This window comes from Pseudomonas germanica (genome assembly GCF_019614655.1).
Classification (GTDB): Bacteria; Pseudomonadota; Gammaproteobacteria; order Pseudomonadales; family Pseudomonadaceae; genus Aquipseudomonas; species Aquipseudomonas neuropathica.
The window spans coordinates 708,641-727,560 of sequence record NZ_CP071586.1 but is presented as its reverse complement, the minus strand read 5'-3'; the positions used below and the strand labels follow the sequence as shown (position 1 = coordinate 727,560).

Genomic DNA, 18,920 nt, shown 5'->3' with positions numbered 1-18,920 from the left:
ATGTTGGTGGTATTTGTCCTCCTGAGTGCCTGCGCCAGCCAGGCGCCGTTGCCGGCGGGCAATCCAACACTCCCGCTGCCGCTGCAACTGCACATCGAACGTCAGCAAGCCGAACAACGCCAGGACTGGCTGCTGGTGATCCAGCGCGAAGGCCCGGGCATTCGCTGGTCGATGATGGACCCGCTGGGCATTCCCCAAGCGCGGCAGCAACTGATCGACGGCCATTGGCAGGCCGATGGGCTGCTGCCGCCGAACCCCGAAGCCCGAGAACTGTTTGCCGCGCTGTTGTTCGCCCTGACCCCGTCCGGCGAGCTGCTGCGCAATTACCCCACCGCACTGCAACAGGGCCAGCAACGCGCCCTGCCGGCGCGCTGGGATATCCGTTATTCACAACCGTTGAGCTTCGAATTGAACCTGCCTCAAGGCCCGCACTACCGCGTTTCTCCGTTGGGTGAACCGACGCCATGACCGCTTACCTGAATGCCCTCGGCGTGATCTGCGCGCTGGGCCGCGACAAACAAGCCGTCGCGCGCAACCTGTTCGCCGGCGACTGCTCGGGCATGCGCCGCGAGTCCGGCTGGGTGGCGGAGCGTGAGTTGCCCGTCGCGGCCGTCCAGGGCGAACTGGCGCCGATCCCGGCAGAACTCGCCGATCAGCGCAGCCGTAACAATCAGCTGCTGCTGGAAGCGGCGTTGCAGATTCGCGATGACATCGATCAAGCGATCCAGACCTTCGGCCGTGAGCGCATCGGAGTGGTCCTCGGCACCAGCACCTCGGGCATCGACGAGGCCAGCCGAGGTCTGGCGCACTACATCCGCGAGCAGCAGTTCCCGGCAGAATACGATTATCGTCAACAGGAACTCGGCGCCCCGGCCAATTTCCTCGCCGACTGGCTGCAACTGAGCGGCCCGGCCTATGTGATTTCCACGGCGTGCACCTCTAGCGCCCGGGCACTGATGAGCGCTCAGCGTTTGCTCGATCTGGGCCTGTGCGACGCGGTGCTGTGCGGCGGCGTCGACAGCCTGTGCAAACTGACCCTCAACGGTTTCTCGTCACTCGAAGCGATGTCCGACGAGCGCTGCAATCCGTTCTCGGCCAACCGCTGCGGCATCAATATCGGCGAAGCGGCGGTGCTGTTTGTCATGAGCAAACAACAGGGCAAAGGCCCGGCCATTGCCTTGCTCGGCGCCGGCGCCAGCTCCGACGCCCATCATATTTCTGCCCCTGAACCGACCGGGCGCGGCGCCCTGCAAGCGATGCAGAAAGCCTTGAGCCGCGCTCATCTGCAAGCAGCGCAGATCAACTACCTGAACCTGCACGGCACCGCTACCCAACACAACGACGCCATGGAAAGCCTGGCGGTTACCGCGCTGTTTCCCGAAGGCGTCGCGTGCTCGTCGACCAAACCGATGACCGGCCACACCCTTGGCGCGGCCGGTGCTCTGGAAGCGGCGTTCTGCTGGCTGAGCCTGAGCGCCAACAACCCCGATCACGCCTTGCCGCCGCACGTCTGGGACGCTCAGGCCGATCCCGCGCTGCCACCGCTGAAGTGGGTGACCGCGAGCGAGCGCCTGACGTCCATTGCACCCCGCTACCTGATGAGCAACTCGTTTGCCTTCGGCGGCAACAACGTCAGCCTGATTATCGGAGACGCCCCATGATCCCCTGGCCGCTCGCCGAACTGCTGCCCCATGCGGGCGACATGATTCTGATCGACAGCATCTCAAGCTTTGACGAGGAGCAGATCTACACCCGTCTGACGGTCCAGCCTGATGGCCTGTTCAACCTGCCCGACGGCAGCCTGCCGGCCTGGGTCGGCATCGAACTGATGGCGCAGAGCGTCGCCGCATTTGCCGGTTGCCACGCGCGGCAGAAAGGCAATCCGGTGGAGCTGGGCTTTCTGCTCGGTACGCGCAAGTTCGAGTGCAACGTCGAAGCGTTTCCCGCCGGCAGCGAACTGACCATCCATGGTCTGCGTTCGCTGGAAGATGAAAACGGCATGGGCGTCTTCGAATGCCATATCAACGGCGCCGGCATTCACGCCAGCGCACGCCTGAACGTGTTCCGTCCGCCTCAGGTCAATCAATATCTGCAACAGACACAGGAGTCGAACGATGACTGAATCCGTACTGGTCACCGGCTCCAGCCGTGGCATCGGCCGCGCCATTGCCTTGCGCCTCGCAAAGGCCGGGTACGACATCGTCCTGCACTGCCGCAGCGGCGTAGCCGAAGCGCAAGGCGTTCAGGCAGAAATCGAAGCACTGGGGCGCAAGGCGCGCATCCTGCAATTCGACGTTGCCGACCGGGAAACCTGCAAAACCATTCTGGAAGCCGACGTCGAAAGCCACGGCGCCTATTACGGCGTGGTGTTGAATGCCGGGCTCACCCGCGATGGCGCATTTCCAGCTCTGAGTGACGACGATTGGGACGTGGTGTTGCGCACCAACCTCGACGGTTTCTACAACGTCCTGCACCCGGTGATGATGCCGATGATCCGCCGCCGTGCCGCTGGTCGCATTGTCTGCATAACCTCGGTGTCGGGGCTGATCGGCAACCGTGGCCAGGTCAACTACAGCGCCTCCAAGGCCGGCGTGATTGGCGCGGCAAAGGCGTTGGCGATCGAGCTGGGCAAGCGCAAAATCACCGTTAACTGCGTCGCACCGGGCCTGATCGACACGGCGATGCTGGATGAAAACGTGCCGGTGGAAGAGTTGATGAAGATGATCCCCGCGCAACGCATGGGCACCCCGGAAGAGGTCGCCAGTGCGGTGAATTTCCTGATGTCGGCGGAAGCCTCGTACATCACCCGCCAGGTTCTGGCGGTCAACGGAGGCTTGTGCTGATGAAGCGCGTCGTCGTCACCGGCATGGCCGGCATCACTTCGCTGGGCAGCGATTGGGAGACCATCGCCGGCAACTTCGCGGCTAACCGCAGCGGCATCCGCCGCATGGCCGAGTGGGATCGTTTCAGCGAACTCAACACGCGCCTGGCCGGGCCGATTGATGACTTTGCAGTGCCTGCGCACTGGACGCGCAAGCAATTGCGCAGCATGGGCCGGGTGTCGCGGCTGGCGGTCGGCGCAGCAGAAAAAGCGCTGGCTGACGCCGGTCTGCTCGGCAATGAATCGATCAAGGATGGGCGCATGGGCGTCGCTTGTGGTTCGTCCACCGGCAGCACCGACGAGATCAAAGCGTTCGGCAACATGCTGCTCAACTCGGTGGCCGAAGGCCTCAACGCCAACTCCTACGTGCGGATGATGCCGCACACTACCGCCGCCAACATCAGCATCTTCTTTGGTCTCACCGGGCGGCTGATCCCGACGTCCAGCGCCTGCACCAGCGGCAGCCAGGGCATCGGTTACGCCTACGAGGCGATCAAGTTCGGCCGCCTGCCGTTGATGCTCGCCGGTGGCGCCGAGGAGCTGTGCCCGACCGAAGCCATGGTCTTCGACGCGCTCTACGCTACCAGCCTGAAAAACGAGGCGCCACAGACCAGTCCACGCCCGTACGACAAGGGCCGCGATGGCCTGGTGATCGGTGAAGGTGGCGGCATGCTGGTGCTTGAAGAGCTGGAACATGCTTTGGCGCGTGGTGCGCACATCCACGCCGAGATTGTCGGTTTCGGCAGCAACGCCGACGGCCAGCACACCACACGCCCGGAACAAGTGACCATGCGCCGTGCCATGGAACTGGCGCTGGAAGACGCCGGCCTGACGCCGGAGGCCATCGGTTATGTAAATGGCCACGGCACCGCTACAGAACAGGGCGACATTGCCGAAACACTGGCGACCAGCAGTTTGTTTGGCGAACGCATGCCGATCAGCTCGCAGAAGAGTTTCCTCGGCCACACCCTTGGCGCCTGCGGCGCGCTGGAGTCGTGGTTCAGCATCGAGATGATGAACCGCGACCTGTACGTGCACACATTCAACCTCGACGAGGTCGATCCGCACTGCGGCAAACTCGATTACCTGCGCGGCGAATTCCGCCAGATGCATCACGACTACGTGATGAACAACAATTTCGCTTTTGGTGGCGTCAACACCTCGTTGATTTTCCGCCGCTGGCACTGACCGCAACACGTTTGGAGTGAAGGGAATGACTCAGTTTCACCGCATCGCCGCTCTGTTGGCACTGGCTTTTGTGCTCGGCGGTTGCACCAGCAAACCGGTTTACAACGCCAAGGAAGAGTTCTCGCCCAACCTCGGTTTCACCCAGCAACAGATGAGCCGCGCCATCGTCACTGCGCTGAACGATCGCCAGTGGGTCGTGCAATCGGTACGTCCGGGCATGATCAAAGCGGCGATCACCGTACGCGGTCGCCATCACGCCGAAGTCGATATTCCGTTCACCCCGACTTCGTTCGAAATCGACTACCGCAGCAGCTACGGCCTCGATGCCAAGGACGGCAAGATCCACGGCAACTACAACCGCTGGGTCAACCGCCTGCGCGACAACGTGCTCAAAGAGCTGTCGATCAACCCGGACATCGAGTTCGTCAACGACCTGGGCATCGTCAAACAAGGCGCCGACGAGCCGACCTACCTGAGCTTCCGCGAAGGCGTCAAACGCGCCACCGACGCCGGCCTGCTCGACGGCAGCGTGAAGTTCTACCTGGCCGGTGAAACGCTGCCAAAACAGGTGCGTAAACTCGACACCGTGAGCAGCAGCCGCAAAACCAACGGCTCGAACAAATCCAACGAAGACGCCTGCTTCTGGGCCCTGCAATCGGCCCTGGCGACTCTGCAGAACGCCGCAAAAAAAGCCGACGCCAACGCGGTGATCAACATCGCCAGCGTCGACCAGCGTGATCTGTACAAGGACACTGAGAAATTCCAGTGCCGTGCCGGGCTGGTGGTGTCGAGCGTGGCGCTGCGCGGGGACTTGGCGCACGTGGATTGATGGGATTGCAGAAACGACAAAGGGCGCCATTCGGCGCCCTGCTCATTTCAGCTCTACACTCGTCCGGACAGGCCGTCGCACCGCGCCTGATGGAACGGCGAGCCTATCAGCCCTGCACTCGCGGTTCTCTTTCACAGTCAAGGAGATGACCATGCAAGTGAAAGCCCTGATCGCCGCTGCGCTTTTCGCGCTACTGCCCAGCGCCAGCCACGCCACCAACCTGATGTACATGCCCTTCGAAACCGTGCTGTCGGACGCGATTCGCGCCGGACGGCTGGATGGCAGTGTGAAGTTCTATCTGCTCGGCAATGGGCCGCAGGGCACTCAGCAGTTACTGCGCCGGGGGGTGGTCAGTGATTTGAAGACCAATGGCTTCAACAAGAGTGACCACAACTCCTGCGAGTGGGTGTTGCAGTCGAATCTGATCAAGTTGCAGGCTGATGCCAAGCGGGTGGGAGCGAATGCGGTGGTGAATATCGTCAGTTACTACGACCAGCATGTGCGCAAGGATTTGAATACCTACGAGTGCCGGGCGGGAATTTTTGTCACGCGGGTGGCTTTGCGGGGCGATCTGATACATGTGGATTGATGGAATAGTGGAAACGGCGACAGAAATCATCCTGCGCGTTCTCACAAAATTTTTAGCTTGTCATTTTGAAAGCTATCTGGCTCCGTCATGACGGACAAACCTACTTTCTTATCTGCTTATATGGCTGAACCGGCCTAATTACGGCTGCTGACCAGACAACATTTATATACCAAAAAAACAACACTCGAAGCTTAAAACCATAACCAAAAAATCTAACAGACTGTCAGTTATGACAGGTGCGAAAACCATCAATACTACGCATGCTTCCTACAGCATCAAATGCTGATGCACCTGCAAGAACAAAATTTCATTTCAATTGAAAAGGAAACAGTCATGACAGATTACGACGCCAACATGAAAAACCTTTTAACCACCTCATTAAAAGAAGTGACAAAAGAAAGTCGAGATCGAGATGCTATTCGCAACCTAACACACGAGAAAATTGAATATGGGAGCTGGCGTATGAAGGTTTCAGTTTCCGCAGGATGGAAAATCGAATCAGGTGGACAATCCATTGACGACTACGTTTCCAAGCTTTACGACTTCTTACATGGTGCACAGAAAGATCAAAATTATACCGGATATATTACAGAAACGGAAAATGGAATTACTCACAATTGCACGATCGTGATTTCGGACGTTGTCAAATATATGAATAAGGATCTTTAAATCCACTCTATCTCGAGTTAAAAGCATTTCAATGTGCGCGACGAAAAGCCGCCTACGCTTATAAGCCGGCAGCCCAATGCGATTGGTTTTCATAACAACTTAACCATGTTCAACACCTTAACCTTGTCCGCAGGAGAAACCAAGAGGACGCAGCAGTTGTTGCGCCGATGGGTGGTCAGTGATTTGACGACCAACGGCTTCAGCAAGAGCGACCACTATTCCTGCGAGTGGGTGTTGCAGTCGAATCTGATCAAGTAGCAAGCCGACGCCAAGCGGGTCGAAGCGAATGCGGTGGTCAATATCGTCAGTTATTACGACCAGGATATACGCAAGGGCTTTTTGAAGCGATTGACCGGACCGATTGATACTGCGCAGTACGTATACGTTAATCATTCATCTGCTGATAAAAGCAATCCTTATATAAAAATCAACCAAAAAGCGCACAGCAACAAAAAATATATTCTTAAAACCTGTCAAGGTTGACAGGTGCGAAGGGAATCGAACTGTTTTATTTTCGTTCTTCGCGAACTCATGCATTACAACCCAGAGAAAGATATCTTATTTTGCCAAAATCTACTGGAGTTCAGTTAAATGACAAAAACGATAAAAGACGAAGCAGAACTTAAGAACATGTTGGTGTCATTGATGGTGCAAGCCACTAAAGACGACAATAGCGCCAATCAAACATTTGAAGAACAGGCAACCTACATCTTCAACGTCAAACCCGGGCAGCAGGACCCGCGCTTTGAAATGCCTCCCCGCCTATACATAAACAAGTACTTATTGACGGCCAGGGTAAAAGCCTGCGGTGCTTTGACTCCGATATCGCTCGATAAATATATCGAGGACTTTCATTTTGGCGGCACCCATTCATCTACGATTGATACTGAAAAGGAAGTGGTAACAACCCACAATTCAAGCACAATGATGTGCCGGATATTTATAAGCCTAGAAATTCTTAATACATATCAAGTAGCTCGATAAAAAATCTATTTCTTGGATTTTGTGCGATCACCTTAATCGGCATACTGAACTTGTGTGACTTCTACTTCTGGCGTCTTCGCGAGCAGGCTCGCCCCCACCTTGGAATGCGTTCCCCTGTGGGAGTGAGCCTGCTCGCGATTTGATTGTGCAGCAATCACACCTTTGAAGGTTCGACTTTGCGCGTAAGAAGGTCGACAAATGCTTTGGCCATCGGTGACTTCTGATCCTTGCGCTGCACCAGCCACACCGCCGACACCGCCTCCGGATCGAGCAACGGGCGGTAGACCACGCCATCGATGCGCATGCGCTGATAAGACGCCGGCAGTACCGAAACTCCAAGCCCCGCTGCGACCAGACCGATGATGGTCATGGCTTCCCCCGCCTCTTGGGCGAAATGCGGGCTGAACCCGGCATCGCGCGCCAGGCTCAGCAATTGCGCATACAGCCCGCTGCCGTAGCTGCGCGGAAAGAACACGAACGGCTCCAGCGCCAGCGCCGAGAGGAACAGCCCTTCTTCACTGCCCTGCGCCAAGGGGTGCTTGGAACCGAGCACGGCGACCAGCGGCTCACGCATCAACTCCACCACACTCAGCGAATCGGGCAAACCCAGCGGGCGCATGATGCCAACCTCTATCGACTCATCCACCAAACCCTCGGCGACTTGCGTGCTGCTCATCTCCCGCAGATTGAGGTGCACCGCCGGAAAACGCTGGCGAAAGGAAAAAATCGCCTGGGGAATGGTCGAGTTGAACGGTGCCGACGAGGTGAAGCCAATCTTCAACTCGCCCAATTCACCGAGTTGCGCACGTCGGGCAACATCCGCCGCTTTATCAACCTGCGCCAGCACCAACCGCGCCTCCTCCAGAAACAATCGCCCCGCCTCACTCAGCTCGACCCGACGATTAGTCCGTTCGAACAGTCGCGCGCCAACCTCTTGCTCCAGCGCCTGAATCTGCTGGCTCAGTGGTGGCTGAGAAATCCCCAGCACTTGTGCGGCGCGGCCAAAATGCAGCTCTTCGGCAACGGCGATGAAGTAGCGCAGATGACGCAATTCCATGGAAACCTCATTAGGTCGTTAAAGCTATCAAACAGGTCGAACAATATATTGGATAGAAACATTAGCCAGCTATATGATTTTTTCATTGCCTGCCTGGCCGTGCCCTCCGAGGTCTGAAGTGAAAACTGCTGTCGCGCCCCTTGCCCATGAAGTCCCGCCCGCCGCTGCGGACGATGTCGTCGCCGAGCTGCAAGAGATCTACATCGAAAAAGGCACGCCGATGTTCATGCGCACGGTGCTGGCGCTGTTCAGCGGCGGTTTTGCGACGTTTGCCCTGCTGTATTGCGTGCAGCCGATGATGCCGCTGTTGTCCCACGAGTACGGAATCAACGCCGCGCAGAGCAGCCTGATCCTCTCGGTGGCGACCGGCATGCTCGCCATCGGCCTGCTGATCACCGGGCCGATTTCCGATCGGGTCGGGCGCAAACCGGTGATGGTGACTGCTCTTTTCGCAGCGGCGCTGTGCACCATGGCCAGCGCGATGATGCCGAGCTGGGAAGGCGTGCTGATCATGCGTGCGCTGATCGGGCTATCACTGAGCGGGCTGGCGGCGGTGGCAATGACTTATCTGAGCGAAGAGATCCATCCGCAACACATCGGTCTGGCGATGGGTTTGTACATCGGTGGCAACGCCATTGGCGGGATGAGCGGGCGCTTGATCACCGGCGTGCTGATCGATTTTGTCAGCTGGCACACGGCGATGCTGGTGATTGGCGGTCTGGCGATGATTGCCGCAGCGGTGTTCTGGAAGATCCTTCCCGAGTCGCGCAACTTCCGTTCACGCTCGCTGCACCCGCGCAGTCTGCTCGACGGCTTCACCATGCACTTTCGCGATGCCGGTCTGCCGCTGCTGTTTCTTGAAGCGTTCGTGTTGATGGGCGCGTTTGTCACGCTGTTCAACTACATCGGTTATCGCTTGCTGGCCGCACCGTACAACCTTGATCAGGTGTTCGTGGGCTTGCTGTCGGTGGTGTATCTGTCGGGGATCTACAGCTCGGCGAAAATTGGCTCGCTGGCAGACAAACTGGGGCGACGCAAAGTGTTGTGGGCGACCATTGCGCTGATGTTCGCCGGCCTTGCCTTGACGATGTTTACGCCACTGTTACTGGTGATTGTCGGCATGTTGATTTTCACCTTTGGTTTCTTTGGTGCGCACTCGGTGGCAAGTAGCTGGATCGGTCGACGCGCGACCAAGGCCAAGGGCCAGGCGTCGTCGTTGTACCTGTTCAGTTATTACGCCGGGTCGAGCATTGCCGGCACGGCGGGCGGGGTGTTCTGGCATCTCGGAGGCTGGAACGGGATTGGTTTGTTTATTGGTGCGCTGTTGCTGATCGCGCTGTTGGTGGCGTTGAAACTGGCGAAGTTGCCGCCACTCAGCGGTGTCAAAGCCTGAAGCGCAACCCATGTAGGAGTGAGCCTGCTCGCGATAGCGGTGTGTCAGCCAACATATTGGGCGACTGGCTCACCGCTATCGCGAGCAGGCTCACTCCTACAATTGATCTGCGTACGACGTTGAATCGTGGAAACAAAAACGCCCGGCATTTAGCCGGGCGTTTTTTATGGTGTGGCGATCACTCGTGATACTGCGCCGACAGCTCATGCACCGCGCGCAGGAACGCACCGGCATGTTCCGGATCAACCTCAGGCGTGATGCCGTGACCGAGGTTGAACACATGGCCACTGCCCTTGCCATAGCTGGCCAGAATGCGCCCGACTTCAGTGCGGATCGCTTCCGGTTTTGCGTAAAGCACGGTCGGGTCCATGTTGCCTTGCAGCGCAACCTTGTCGCCGACACGGGCGCGGGCGTTGCCGATGTCGCAGGTCCAGTCCAGGCCCAGTGCGTCGGCGCCAGCCTCGGCGATGCTTTCCAGCCACAGGCCGCCGTTTTTGGTGAAGAGGATCACCGGCACTTTACGACCGTCGTGTTCGCGAATCAGGCCGCTGACGATCTTCTTCATGTAGGCCAGCGAGAACTCCTGATACGCCGCCGCCGACAGGTTACCGCCCCAGGTGTCGAAGATCTGCACCGCTTGCGCGCCGGCCATGATCTGACCGTTGAGGTATGAGGTCACCGACTGCGCCAGTTTATCCAGCAGCAGGTGCATGGCTTGCGGGTTGTCGTAGAGCATCGCCTTGGTCTTGCGGAAGTCTTTCGACGAACCGCCTTCAACCATGTAGGTCGCCAGGGTCCACGGGCTGCCGGAGAAACCGATCAACGGCACACGGCCGTTCAGCTCGCGACGGATGGTGCTGACCGCGTCCATCACATAGCCGAGGTCTTTGTGCGGATCCGGGATTGGCAGCGCTTCGATATCAGCCAGGGTGCTGACGACTTTCTTGAAGCGTGGACCTTCACCGGTCTCGAAGTACAGGCCTTGGCCCATGGCATCGGGAATGGTGAGGATGTCGGAAAACAGGATCGCCGCGTCCAGTTGTGGATAGCGGTCGAGCGGTTGCATGGTGACTTCGCAGGCGAATTCCGGATTCATGCACAGGCTCATGAAATCACCGGCCTGGGCGCGGCTGGCGCGGTATTCCGGCAGGTAGCGGCCGGCCTGGCGCATCATCCACACCGGGGTGACGTCAACGGGTTGCTTGAGCAGGGCGCGGAGGAAACGGTCGTTCTTCAGGGCAGTCATGTCGGCATCCGGAAAAAAAGTGCGGGCATTTTCTCAGAGCGCGACGCAAAAGGCACGGATGCAGGTCAGCCTTTTGTCTATCGGGTCAATTTATTGCGTTGGAATGCTGATTTTGCAACACCACAAAACACTGTGGGAGCTGGCTTGCCAGCGATGCAGACAACTCGGTTTATCAGGTAAACCAAGGTGATGCTATCGCTGGCAAGCCAGCTCCCACAGGTATTGCATTGCAATCAGCTAGACGGGTTTAGACGCCCAGGTAATCGAGGATCCCTTCGGCAGCATTGCGCCCTTCGAAGATCGCCGTCACCACCAGGTCGGAACCGCGCACCATGTCGCCACCGGCGAAGATTTTCGGATTGCTGGTCTGGTGCTTGTACTGACCTTGCTCAGGCGCAACAACGCGGCCCTGGCTGTCGGTCTGGATCTCGAACTGTTCGAACCACGGCGCCGGGCTCGGGCGGAAACCGAAGGCGATGACCACGGCATCAGCCGGGATGATCTCTTCGGAACCCGGGATCGGCTCTGGGCTGCGACGGCCACGGGCGTCCGGTTCGCCGAGACGGGTCTCGACCACTTTCACGCCTTCAACCTTGTCTTCGCCGACGATGGCGATCGGCTGGCGATTGTAGAGGAATTTCACGCCTTCTTCCTTGGCGTTCTTCACCTCTTTGCGCGAGCCGGGCATGTTCGCTTCGTCACGACGATAAGCGCAGGTCACCGACTTGGCGCCCTGACGGATCGACGTGCGGTTGCAGTCCATCGCCGTGTCGCCGCCGCCGAGTACCACAACCTTCTTGCCTTTCATGTCGACGAAATCTTCCGGCGACTTTTCAAAGCCCAGGTTGCGATTGACGTTGGCGATCAGGAAGTCCAGCGCGTCATACACGCCCGGCAGATCCTCACCGGCAAAACCGCCCTTCATGTAGGTGTAGGTGCCCATGCCCATGAACACCGCATCGTATTCGGCGAGCAGTTGTTCCATGGTCACGTCTTTGCCGACTTCGGTATTCAGACGGAACTCGATGCCCATGCCGGTGAAGACTTCGCGACGATTGCTCAGCACGGTCTTTTCCAGCTTGAACTCGGGGATGCCGAAGGTCAGCAGACCGCCGATTTCCGGGTTCTTGTCGAACACCACAGGGGTCACGCCGCCGCGTACCAGCACGTCGGCACAACCCAGACCCGCCGGGCCCGCGCCGATGATGGCGACACGTTTGCCGGTCGGTTTGACCTTGGACATGTCCGGGCGCCAGCCCATGGCGAACGCGGTGTCGGTGATGTACTTCTCGACCGAACCGATGGTCACCGCGCCGAAACCGTCGTTAAGGGTGCAGGCACCCTCGCACAGACGATCCTGCGGGCACACCCGGCCGCAGACTTCCGGCAAGGTGTTGGTCTGGTGCGACAGTTCGGCGGCCTGAAGGATGTTGCCCTCGGCCACCAGCTTCAGCCAGTTGGGAATGAAGTTGTGCACCGGGCACTTCCATTCGCAATACGGGTTGCCGCAACCCAGGCAGCGGTGGGCCTGATCGGCCGACTGCTGGGGTTTGAACGGTTCGTAGATTTCGACGAACTCTTTTTTGCGTTGACGCAACAGTTTCTTCTTCGGATCTTTGCGCCCGACATCGATGAACTGGAAGTCGTTATTCAGACGTTCAGCCATTGTTAAAACCTCATCAAACTCTTCAGGCGCATATCACTGCGGGTTGGCACGAGTGCTGGAAAGCAACGACTTCAGGTTGGCAGCCTTAGGCTTGACCAGCCAGAAACGGCGCAGGTAGTCATCGAGGTTTTCAGCGAGTTCACGCCCCCACTCGCTGTCGGTTTCCGCGACGTACTCGTTCAGCACGTTTTGCAGGTGGCTGCGATAGGCTTCCATCGCCTCGCCGCTGATCCGCTGGATTTCCACCAGTTCGTGGTTGACCCGGTCAACGAAGGTGTTGTCCTGGTCGAGCACGTAGGCGAAACCACCGGTCATGCCAGAGCCGAAGTTGTAACCGGTCTTGCCCAGAACGCAGACGAAACCACCGGTCATGTACTCACAGCAGTGATCGCCAGTGCCTTCCACAACCGTGTGGGCACCGGAGTTGCGCACGGCGAAACGCTCGCCTGCGGTGCCGGCGGCGAACAACTTGCCGCCCGTGGCGCCGTACAGGCAGGTGTTGCCGATGATGGCGCTTTCCTGAGTTTTGTAAACGCTGCCCTTCGGCGGCACGATGGTCAGCTTGCCACCGGTCATGCCTTTGCCGACGTAGTCGTTGGCGTCACCTTCCAGGTACATGTTCAGACCGCCGGCGTTCCACACACCGAAGCTCTGACCGGCAGTGCCTTTGAAGCGGAAGGTGATCGGCGCTTTCGCCATGCCCTGGTTGCCGTGCTTGCGGGCGATTTCGCCGGAGATCCGCGCGCCGATCGAACGGTCGCAGTTGCAGATATCCAGATCGAACTCGGCGCCGCTCATGTCGTTGATCGCCGACGACGCCATCTCGACCATTTTCTCGGCCAGCAGGCCCTGGTCGAACGGCGGGTTGCGCTCAACGCCGCAGAACTGTGGCTTGTCTGCCGGAATGTGATCACTGCCCAACAGCGGCGTCAGATCCAGATGGTTTTGCTTGGCGGTCTGGCCTTCGAGGATTTCCAGCAGATCGGTACGACCGATCAGTTCTTCGAGGGAGCGTACGCCGAGCTTGGCCAGCCACTCACGGGTTTCTTCAGCGACGTAGGTGAAGAAATTCACCACCATGTCGACGGTACCGATGTAGTGATCCTTGCGCAGCTTCTCGTTCTGAGTCGCGACGCCGGTGGCGCAGTTGTTCAGGTGGCAGATGCGCAGGTATTTGCAGCCCAGCGCGATCATCGGCGCAGTACCGAAGCCGAAGCTTTCAGCGCCGAGGATCGCTGCCTTGATCACGTCGAGGCCGGTTTTCAGGCCACCGTCGGTCTGCACCCGGACTTTGCCGCGCAGGTCGTTGCCGCGCAGGGTCTGGTGGGTTTCGGCGAGACCGAGTTCCCACGGAGCGCCTGCGTATTTGATCGAGGTCAGCGGCGAAGCACCGGTGCCACCGTCGTAGCCGGAGATGGTGATCAAGTCCGCATAGGCCTTGGCCACACCGGCGGCGATGGTGCCGACGCCTGCTTCGGCTACCAATTTGACCGAAACCAGTGCTTTCGGGTTGACCTGCTTCAGGTCAAAAATCAGCTGCGACAAGTCTTCGATCGAATAGATGTCGTGGTGCGGCGGCGGCGAAATCAGGGTCACGCCCGGCACTGCGTAACGCAGCTTGGCGATCAAACCGTTCACTTTACCGCCCGGCAGTTGCCCGCCCTCGCCCGGCTTGGCGCCTTGCGCGACCTTGATCTGCAGCACTTCAGCGTTGACCAGGTATTCCGGGGTTACCCCGAAACGGCCAGTCGCGACTTGCTTGATTTTCGAGCTCTTGATGGTGCCGTAACGCGCCGGATCTTCACCACCTTCGCCGGAGTTGGAACGCGCACCGAGACGGTTCATGGCTTCGGCCAAGGCTTCGTGAGCTTCCGGCGACAGTGCGCCCAGCGAGATACCAGCGGAGTCGAAGCGCTTGAGCACCGATTCCAGTGGTTCGATTTCACTGATGTCCAGCGGCGTGTCGAGGGTCTTGACCTTGAACAGGTCGCGGATCATCGACACCGGACGGTTGTCCACCAGCGAGGTGTATTCCTTGAACTTGGCGTAGTCACCCTGCTGCACAGCAGCTTGCAGGGTGTTGACCACGTCCGGGTTGTACGCGTGATATTCGCCACCGTGGACGAACTTCAGCAGACCGCCCTGCTGGATCGGCTTGCGCGGACTCCAGGCTTCGGTGGCCAGCGCTTTCTGCTCGGCTTCGATGTCGACGAAACGCGCACCCTTGATGCGGCTCGGCACGCCACGGAAGCTCAGCTCGCAGACTTCTTCGGACAGGCCGATGGCTTCGAACAACTGCGCACCGCGGTACGAAGCGATGGTCGAGATGCCCATTTTCGACAAGATCTTCAGCAGACCCTTGGTGATGCCTTTGCGGTAGTTCTTGAACACCTCGTAGAGGTCGCCCAGCACTTCACCGGTACGGATCAGGTCGCCCAGCACCTCGTAGGCCAGGAACGGATACACCGCCGAGGCGCCGAAGCCGATCAGCACCGCGAAGTGATGCGGGTCACGTGCGGTGGCGGTTTCAACGAGGATGTTGGAATCGCAGCGCAGGCCTTTTTCTGTCAGGCGGTGGTGTACCGCGCCGGTCGCCAGCGAAGCGTGGATCGGCAGTTTGCCCGGGGCAATATGGCGGTCGCTCAGAACGATCTGGGTCCGACCGGCGCGCACGGCTTCTTCAGCCTGATCGGCAACGTTGCGGATCGCCGCTTCGAGGCCAACGCTTTCGTCGTAGTTGAGGTCGATGATCGCCCGTTCGAAACCCGGGCGGTCGAGGTTCATCAGCGAGCGCCACTTGGCCGGCGAAATCACCGGCGAGCTGAGGATCACGCGCGAAGCGTGTTCCGGCGACTCCTGGAAAATGTTGCGCTCGGCACCGAGGCAGATTTCCAGCGACATCACGATCGCTTCACGCAGCGGGTCGATCGGCGGGTTGGTGACCTGCGCGAACTGCTGGCGGAAATAGTCGTACGGCGTGCGCACACGCTGCGAGAGCACGGCCATCGGCGTGTCATCGCCCATCGAGCCAACGGCTTCGTAGCCTTGTTCGCCGAGCGGACGCAGGACCTGATCGCGCTCTTCGAACGTGACCTGATACATCTTCATGTATTGCTTGAGTTGATCAACGTCGTAAAACGCCGAACCGTGGTCGTTGTCTTCCATGGTCGCCTGGATGCGCAGGGCATTCTTGCGCAGCCATTGCTTGTACGGATGACGGGATTTCAGACGGTTGTCGATCGCATCGGTATCGAGGATCTGCCCGGTTTCGGTGTCCACGGCGAAGATCTGGCCTGGGCCGACACGGCCCTTGGCAATCACGTCTTCCGGTTTGTAGTCCCACACGCCGATTTCCGAGGCGAGGGTGATGAAACCGTTGGTGGTGGTGACCCAGCGTGCCGGACGCAGACCGTTACGGTCGAGCAGGCACACCGCGTAGCGACCGTCGGTCATTACTACGCCAGCTGGGCCGTCCCACGGCTCCATGTGCATCGAGTTGTACTCGTAGAACGCACGCAGATCCGGGTCCATGGTTTCGACGTTCTGCCACGCAGGCGGAATGATCATCCGCACACCACGGAACAGGTCGATGCCACCGGTGACCATCAGCTCGAGCATGTTGTCCATGCTCGAGGAGTCGGAACCGACACGGTTGACCAGCGGGCCGAGTTCTTCCAGATCCATCAGATCGTTGGTGAACTTGGTCCGACGGGCCTGCGCCCAGTTACGGTTACCGGTAATGGTGTTGATCTCGCCGTTGTGGGCGAGGAAGCGGAATGGCTGGGCCAGCGGCCATTTCGGCAGGGTGTTGGTGGAGAAGCGCTGGTGGAACACGCAGATCGCGGTTTGCAGGCGCTCGTCACTCAGGTCTGGATAAAATGCGGCCAGATCGGCCGGCATCATCAGGCCTTTATAGATGATGGTCTTGTGCGAAAAGCTGCAGATGTAGTGGTCGGAGTCGACCGCGTTGGCCACCGACGAACGACGACGCGCACTGAACAGCTTCACGGCCATGTCCTGATCGCTCAGGCCTTCGCCGCCGATGTACACCTGCTCGATCTGCGGCAGGCGCTCAAGGGCCAGGCGGCCGAGGACACTGGTGTCGATCGGCACTTTGCGCCAGCCGATCAGTTGCAGGCCTTCAGCGAGGATCTCGCGGTTCATGTTCTCGCGAGCGGCTTCGGCCTTGGCCGGATCCTGGTTGAAGAAGACCATGCCCACCGCGTATTGCTTGGGCAGCTCGACGCTGAAGGTTTCCTGGGCAATGGCGCGCAGGAACGCATCAGGTTTTTGAATCAGCAGACCGCAACCGTCACCGGTCTTGCCGTCGGCATTAATCCCACCGCGGTGGGTCATGCAGGTCAGGGCCTCAATGGCCGTTTGCAAAAGGGTATGACTGGGCTCGCCCTGCATATGGGCTATCAGGCCGAAACCGCAGTTATCCTTGAATTCATCTGGTTGGTACAGACCTGCTTTCATAGACACTTTCTCACCAGGCTGCCTCTTTTCGAGGCAAATTTCTTTTCAATTCAACCACTTGCATCCTGCGCCGAACGTACGCCGGCTTCGCGGGGCAAAAGGGTGGTCATTGTACACAGCGACACAGAGGCTCACAAATTTGACGACGAAATGTCGCAAATTCATGTCGCATTTGTGAAAGGTTTAAAGCGATCTGCTGTGCTAGTCAAAACTTTTTTAATTTTGACCGCAACGACTCAAAGACTACTGTGACGCAGACACCACAAGGCACGCGACCTGGAAGGAAGCGCGCACTCGTAGAAATTTTGAGGTGCTTGGAGAGGCGGCCTGGGTAAGGCCGCCGAATCTTCAGCGAGTTGTTGCCAGTTCCTGTTGGACGCTGGCGACAGTGCGAGGCCAAGGTTTACCAGCCTGAACCTTCGCTGGCAAGGCCTTGATGGCAGAAACGGCTGCATCACGATTGGCGAAGTTGCCGTAGGTGATCACGTAAAGCGGTTTGCCGTTGAGGACCTTCTTGAAATAACGGTACTCGCCGCCCTGCTCTTTGACGAAGTTTTGCGCTGCCGCTTCAGAGCTGGTGCCGAGGATCTGCACCACGTAATTGCCGGTCGGCTGACCGGCATACCAGCTGCCACCGGCGGCTTTGGCGACGGTCACAGGCTTCTCGGCCGGTTTCGTAGCGGCGACGGGCTTGGCCGGCGCTGGAGCCGGTTTCGTCGCTGGCGCTGCCGGAGCAGGCTTGGCGGTGGCGACTTGTGTTGGCGCAGGAGTCGGTTTGGCCGCCGGAACTGGCACCGGTGTCGGCGCAGGACCTGCGGGAACACCTGCCGGTGGCGCCGAAGTGGTCACGGTTGGCGGTGTGGCGCTGGAGCCTTCCAGAGGCACACCGTCGTCGCCTTCGGTAATACCGCCAGCGGCTTCAGCCAGCGGGCCGCGCATGACCGGCTGGGAGTTACCGACCAGCGGCAACGGCATCGGTTGCGTATTGCCGGCGAACTCGACGTTCGGTGCGCCGCCATTGGCACCCTGCCCCAATGGCAACTGTGCCTGTTCATTGGCAGGAGCGCCGGTGGTTGGCGCCTTATTGCGACCCGGCATCAACCAGGCGGCGGCGACCGCGACCACAACGACGGCGGAAATCGCCAATACGTGTTTCTTCGGCATGTTGAACCCCATACTTGGACGCTTGACCGCAGAGCGGCTGGCAATCATGACTTCGATCAGAGCATCGCGAGCGACCTGGTTGATGTTGCCCGGCCAACCCTCGGCACTTTCGTGAATATCAGAGATCTGATCTGCGCTGAAAAGTTCGACACCCCGGCCGGCACCTTCGAGCCGTTGGTCGAGATATTCGCGGGTCTCTTCTTCGGTGTACGGCTGCAGCTCGATGACGTGGAAACGCTCTTCCTCAAGGTGCAAAGCCTCGAGCTGAGCGATCAGCGACGATTCACCGAACAGGAACACATGCGGGCGACCTTCCGGTGCGCCGGCACCCAGCGCCATCAGCGCTTCGAGAGCGGACTCGTCGAGCTGCTCAGCGTCGTCCACCAACAGATAGACTTCCTGGCCGGTCAGTGCGAGTTGCACCACTTGATCCAGAATCGCGCCAACTTCGGCCTGAGCGACGTTCAGCGCCTGCGCCACCTGGCGCAACACACCGGCAGCATCACCGGCGCCACGGGCGGAAACCACCACGCTCTGCACCGACTGCTTGTTGGTGCTGGCGACCAGCGCCTGACGCAGCAACGTCTTGCCGCTGCCTTGCGGGCCGGTGACCACCAGCAGCAACTGGCTGTAACGCGCCAGATGATGCAGTTGACCCAGCACCGGTTTGCGCTGAGCCGGGAAGAACTTGAAGCCCGGCACGCGTGGCGCGAACGGGTCGTGACTTAACTGGAAATGGCCGAGGAACGCCTCGTCGGCATGCAAACTAGTCATT

16 protein-coding genes are annotated in these 18,920 nt (G+C 59.2%); 10 read left to right on the top strand and 6 right to left on the bottom strand.

Translation table 11 applies throughout. The features are described 5' to 3' along the window. The 8 genes from J0G10_RS03190 (at position 1) to J0G10_RS03155 (ending at position 6,156) form a co-directional block, all read left to right on the top strand. A complete protein-coding gene (locus J0G10_RS03190; RefSeq protein WP_095047221.1) occupies positions 1–468 on the top strand; it encodes a hypothetical protein in 468 nt (155 codons plus the stop codon). Beyond that, a complete protein-coding gene (locus J0G10_RS03185; protein ID WP_220557421.1) occupies positions 465–1,661 on the top strand; it encodes a beta-ketoacyl-[acyl-carrier-protein] synthase family protein in 1,197 nt (398 codons plus the stop codon). Before J0G10_RS03190 ends, J0G10_RS03185 begins: the two co-directional genes overlap by 4 nt. Continuing rightward, complete coding sequence (locus J0G10_RS03180) at positions 1,658–2,122, top strand: hotdog family protein (protein WP_095047219.1); 465 nt, start codon at positions 1,658–1,660, stop codon at positions 2,120–2,122. The genes J0G10_RS03185 and J0G10_RS03180 overlap by 4 nt, the downstream gene beginning before the upstream one ends. Next, the gene (gene fabG / locus J0G10_RS03175; protein WP_095047218.1) at positions 2,115–2,843 is read left to right on the top strand and encodes a 3-oxoacyl-ACP reductase FabG; all 729 of its coding nucleotides are present in this window, start codon (positions 2,115–2,117) and stop codon (positions 2,841–2,843) included. Before J0G10_RS03180 ends, fabG begins: the two co-directional genes overlap by 8 nt. Beyond that, positions 2,843–4,069, top strand: coding sequence for a beta-ketoacyl-ACP synthase (locus J0G10_RS03170; RefSeq protein WP_095047217.1), 1,227 nt, complete (start codon positions 2,843–2,845; stop codon positions 4,067–4,069). The genes fabG and J0G10_RS03170 overlap by 1 nt, the downstream gene beginning before the upstream one ends. A 25-nt stretch (positions 4,070–4,094) precedes the next feature. Then, positions 4,095–4,898: a hypothetical protein gene (locus tag J0G10_RS03165; protein ID WP_095047216.1), complete on the top strand. Its 804-nt coding sequence runs from the start codon at positions 4,095–4,097 to the stop codon at positions 4,896–4,898. Between the two features lie 151 nt (positions 4,899–5,049). Next, positions 5,050–5,487, top strand: coding sequence for an excinuclease (locus tag J0G10_RS03160; RefSeq protein WP_220557419.1), 438 nt, complete (start codon positions 5,050–5,052; stop codon positions 5,485–5,487). Between the two features lie 333 nt (positions 5,488–5,820). After that, positions 5,821–6,156, top strand: a complete 336-nt coding sequence (locus J0G10_RS03155) for a hypothetical protein (RefSeq protein WP_220557417.1) — start codon at positions 5,821–5,823, stop codon at positions 6,154–6,156. A 117-nt stretch (positions 6,157–6,273) separates the two neighbouring features. Here J0G10_RS03155 and J0G10_RS03150 read toward each other — a convergent pair whose 3' ends face one another. After that, a complete protein-coding gene (locus J0G10_RS03150) occupies positions 6,274–6,549 on the bottom strand; it encodes a hypothetical protein (RefSeq protein WP_220557416.1) in 276 nt (91 codons plus the stop codon). Between the two features lie 198 nt (positions 6,550–6,747). On the opposite strand from J0G10_RS03150, the gene J0G10_RS03145 reads away from it, so the two are divergent. After that, positions 6,748–7,140: a hypothetical protein gene (locus J0G10_RS03145; RefSeq protein WP_220557414.1), complete on the top strand. Its 393-nt coding sequence runs from the start codon at positions 6,748–6,750 to the stop codon at positions 7,138–7,140. 154 nt (positions 7,141–7,294) lie between these two features. Here the strand turns inward: J0G10_RS03145 and J0G10_RS03140 are convergent, their stop codons facing one another. Next, positions 7,295–8,197, bottom strand: coding sequence for a LysR family transcriptional regulator (locus tag J0G10_RS03140; RefSeq protein WP_220557412.1), 903 nt, complete (start codon positions 8,195–8,197; stop codon positions 7,295–7,297). A gap of 118 nt (positions 8,198–8,315) precedes the next feature. Between J0G10_RS03140 and J0G10_RS03135 the strand changes: the two genes are divergently transcribed. Further along, positions 8,316–9,590 (top strand): MFS transporter, encoded by a 1,275-nt coding sequence (locus J0G10_RS03135; RefSeq protein ID WP_095047211.1) that lies wholly within the window; start codon positions 8,316–8,318, stop codon positions 9,588–9,590. Between the two features lie 178 nt (positions 9,591–9,768). Here J0G10_RS03135 and hemE read toward each other — a convergent pair whose 3' ends face one another. From hemE to J0G10_RS03115, 4 genes are all read right to left on the bottom strand, one after another. Continuing rightward, entirely contained in the window at positions 9,769–10,836 is a 1,068-nt protein-coding gene (gene hemE, locus J0G10_RS03130) for a uroporphyrinogen decarboxylase (RefSeq protein ID WP_008077242.1), read from the bottom strand. A gap of 247 nt (positions 10,837–11,083) precedes the next feature. Next, positions 11,084–12,502: an FAD-dependent oxidoreductase gene (locus tag J0G10_RS03125; RefSeq protein ID WP_007909438.1), complete on the bottom strand. Its 1,419-nt coding sequence runs from the start codon at positions 12,500–12,502 to the stop codon at positions 11,084–11,086. Between the two features lie 33 nt (positions 12,503–12,535). Next, positions 12,536–16,981: a glutamate synthase large subunit gene (gene gltB / locus J0G10_RS03120; protein WP_220557410.1), complete on the bottom strand. Its 4,446-nt coding sequence runs from the start codon at positions 16,979–16,981 to the stop codon at positions 12,536–12,538. A 348-nt stretch (positions 16,982–17,329) separates the two neighbouring features. Then, the gene (locus tag J0G10_RS03115) at positions 17,330–18,919 is read right to left on the bottom strand and encodes an AAA family ATPase (RefSeq protein ID WP_095047209.1); all 1,590 of its coding nucleotides are present in this window, start codon (positions 18,917–18,919) and stop codon (positions 17,330–17,332) included. Position 18,920: the final 1 nt, after the last annotated feature.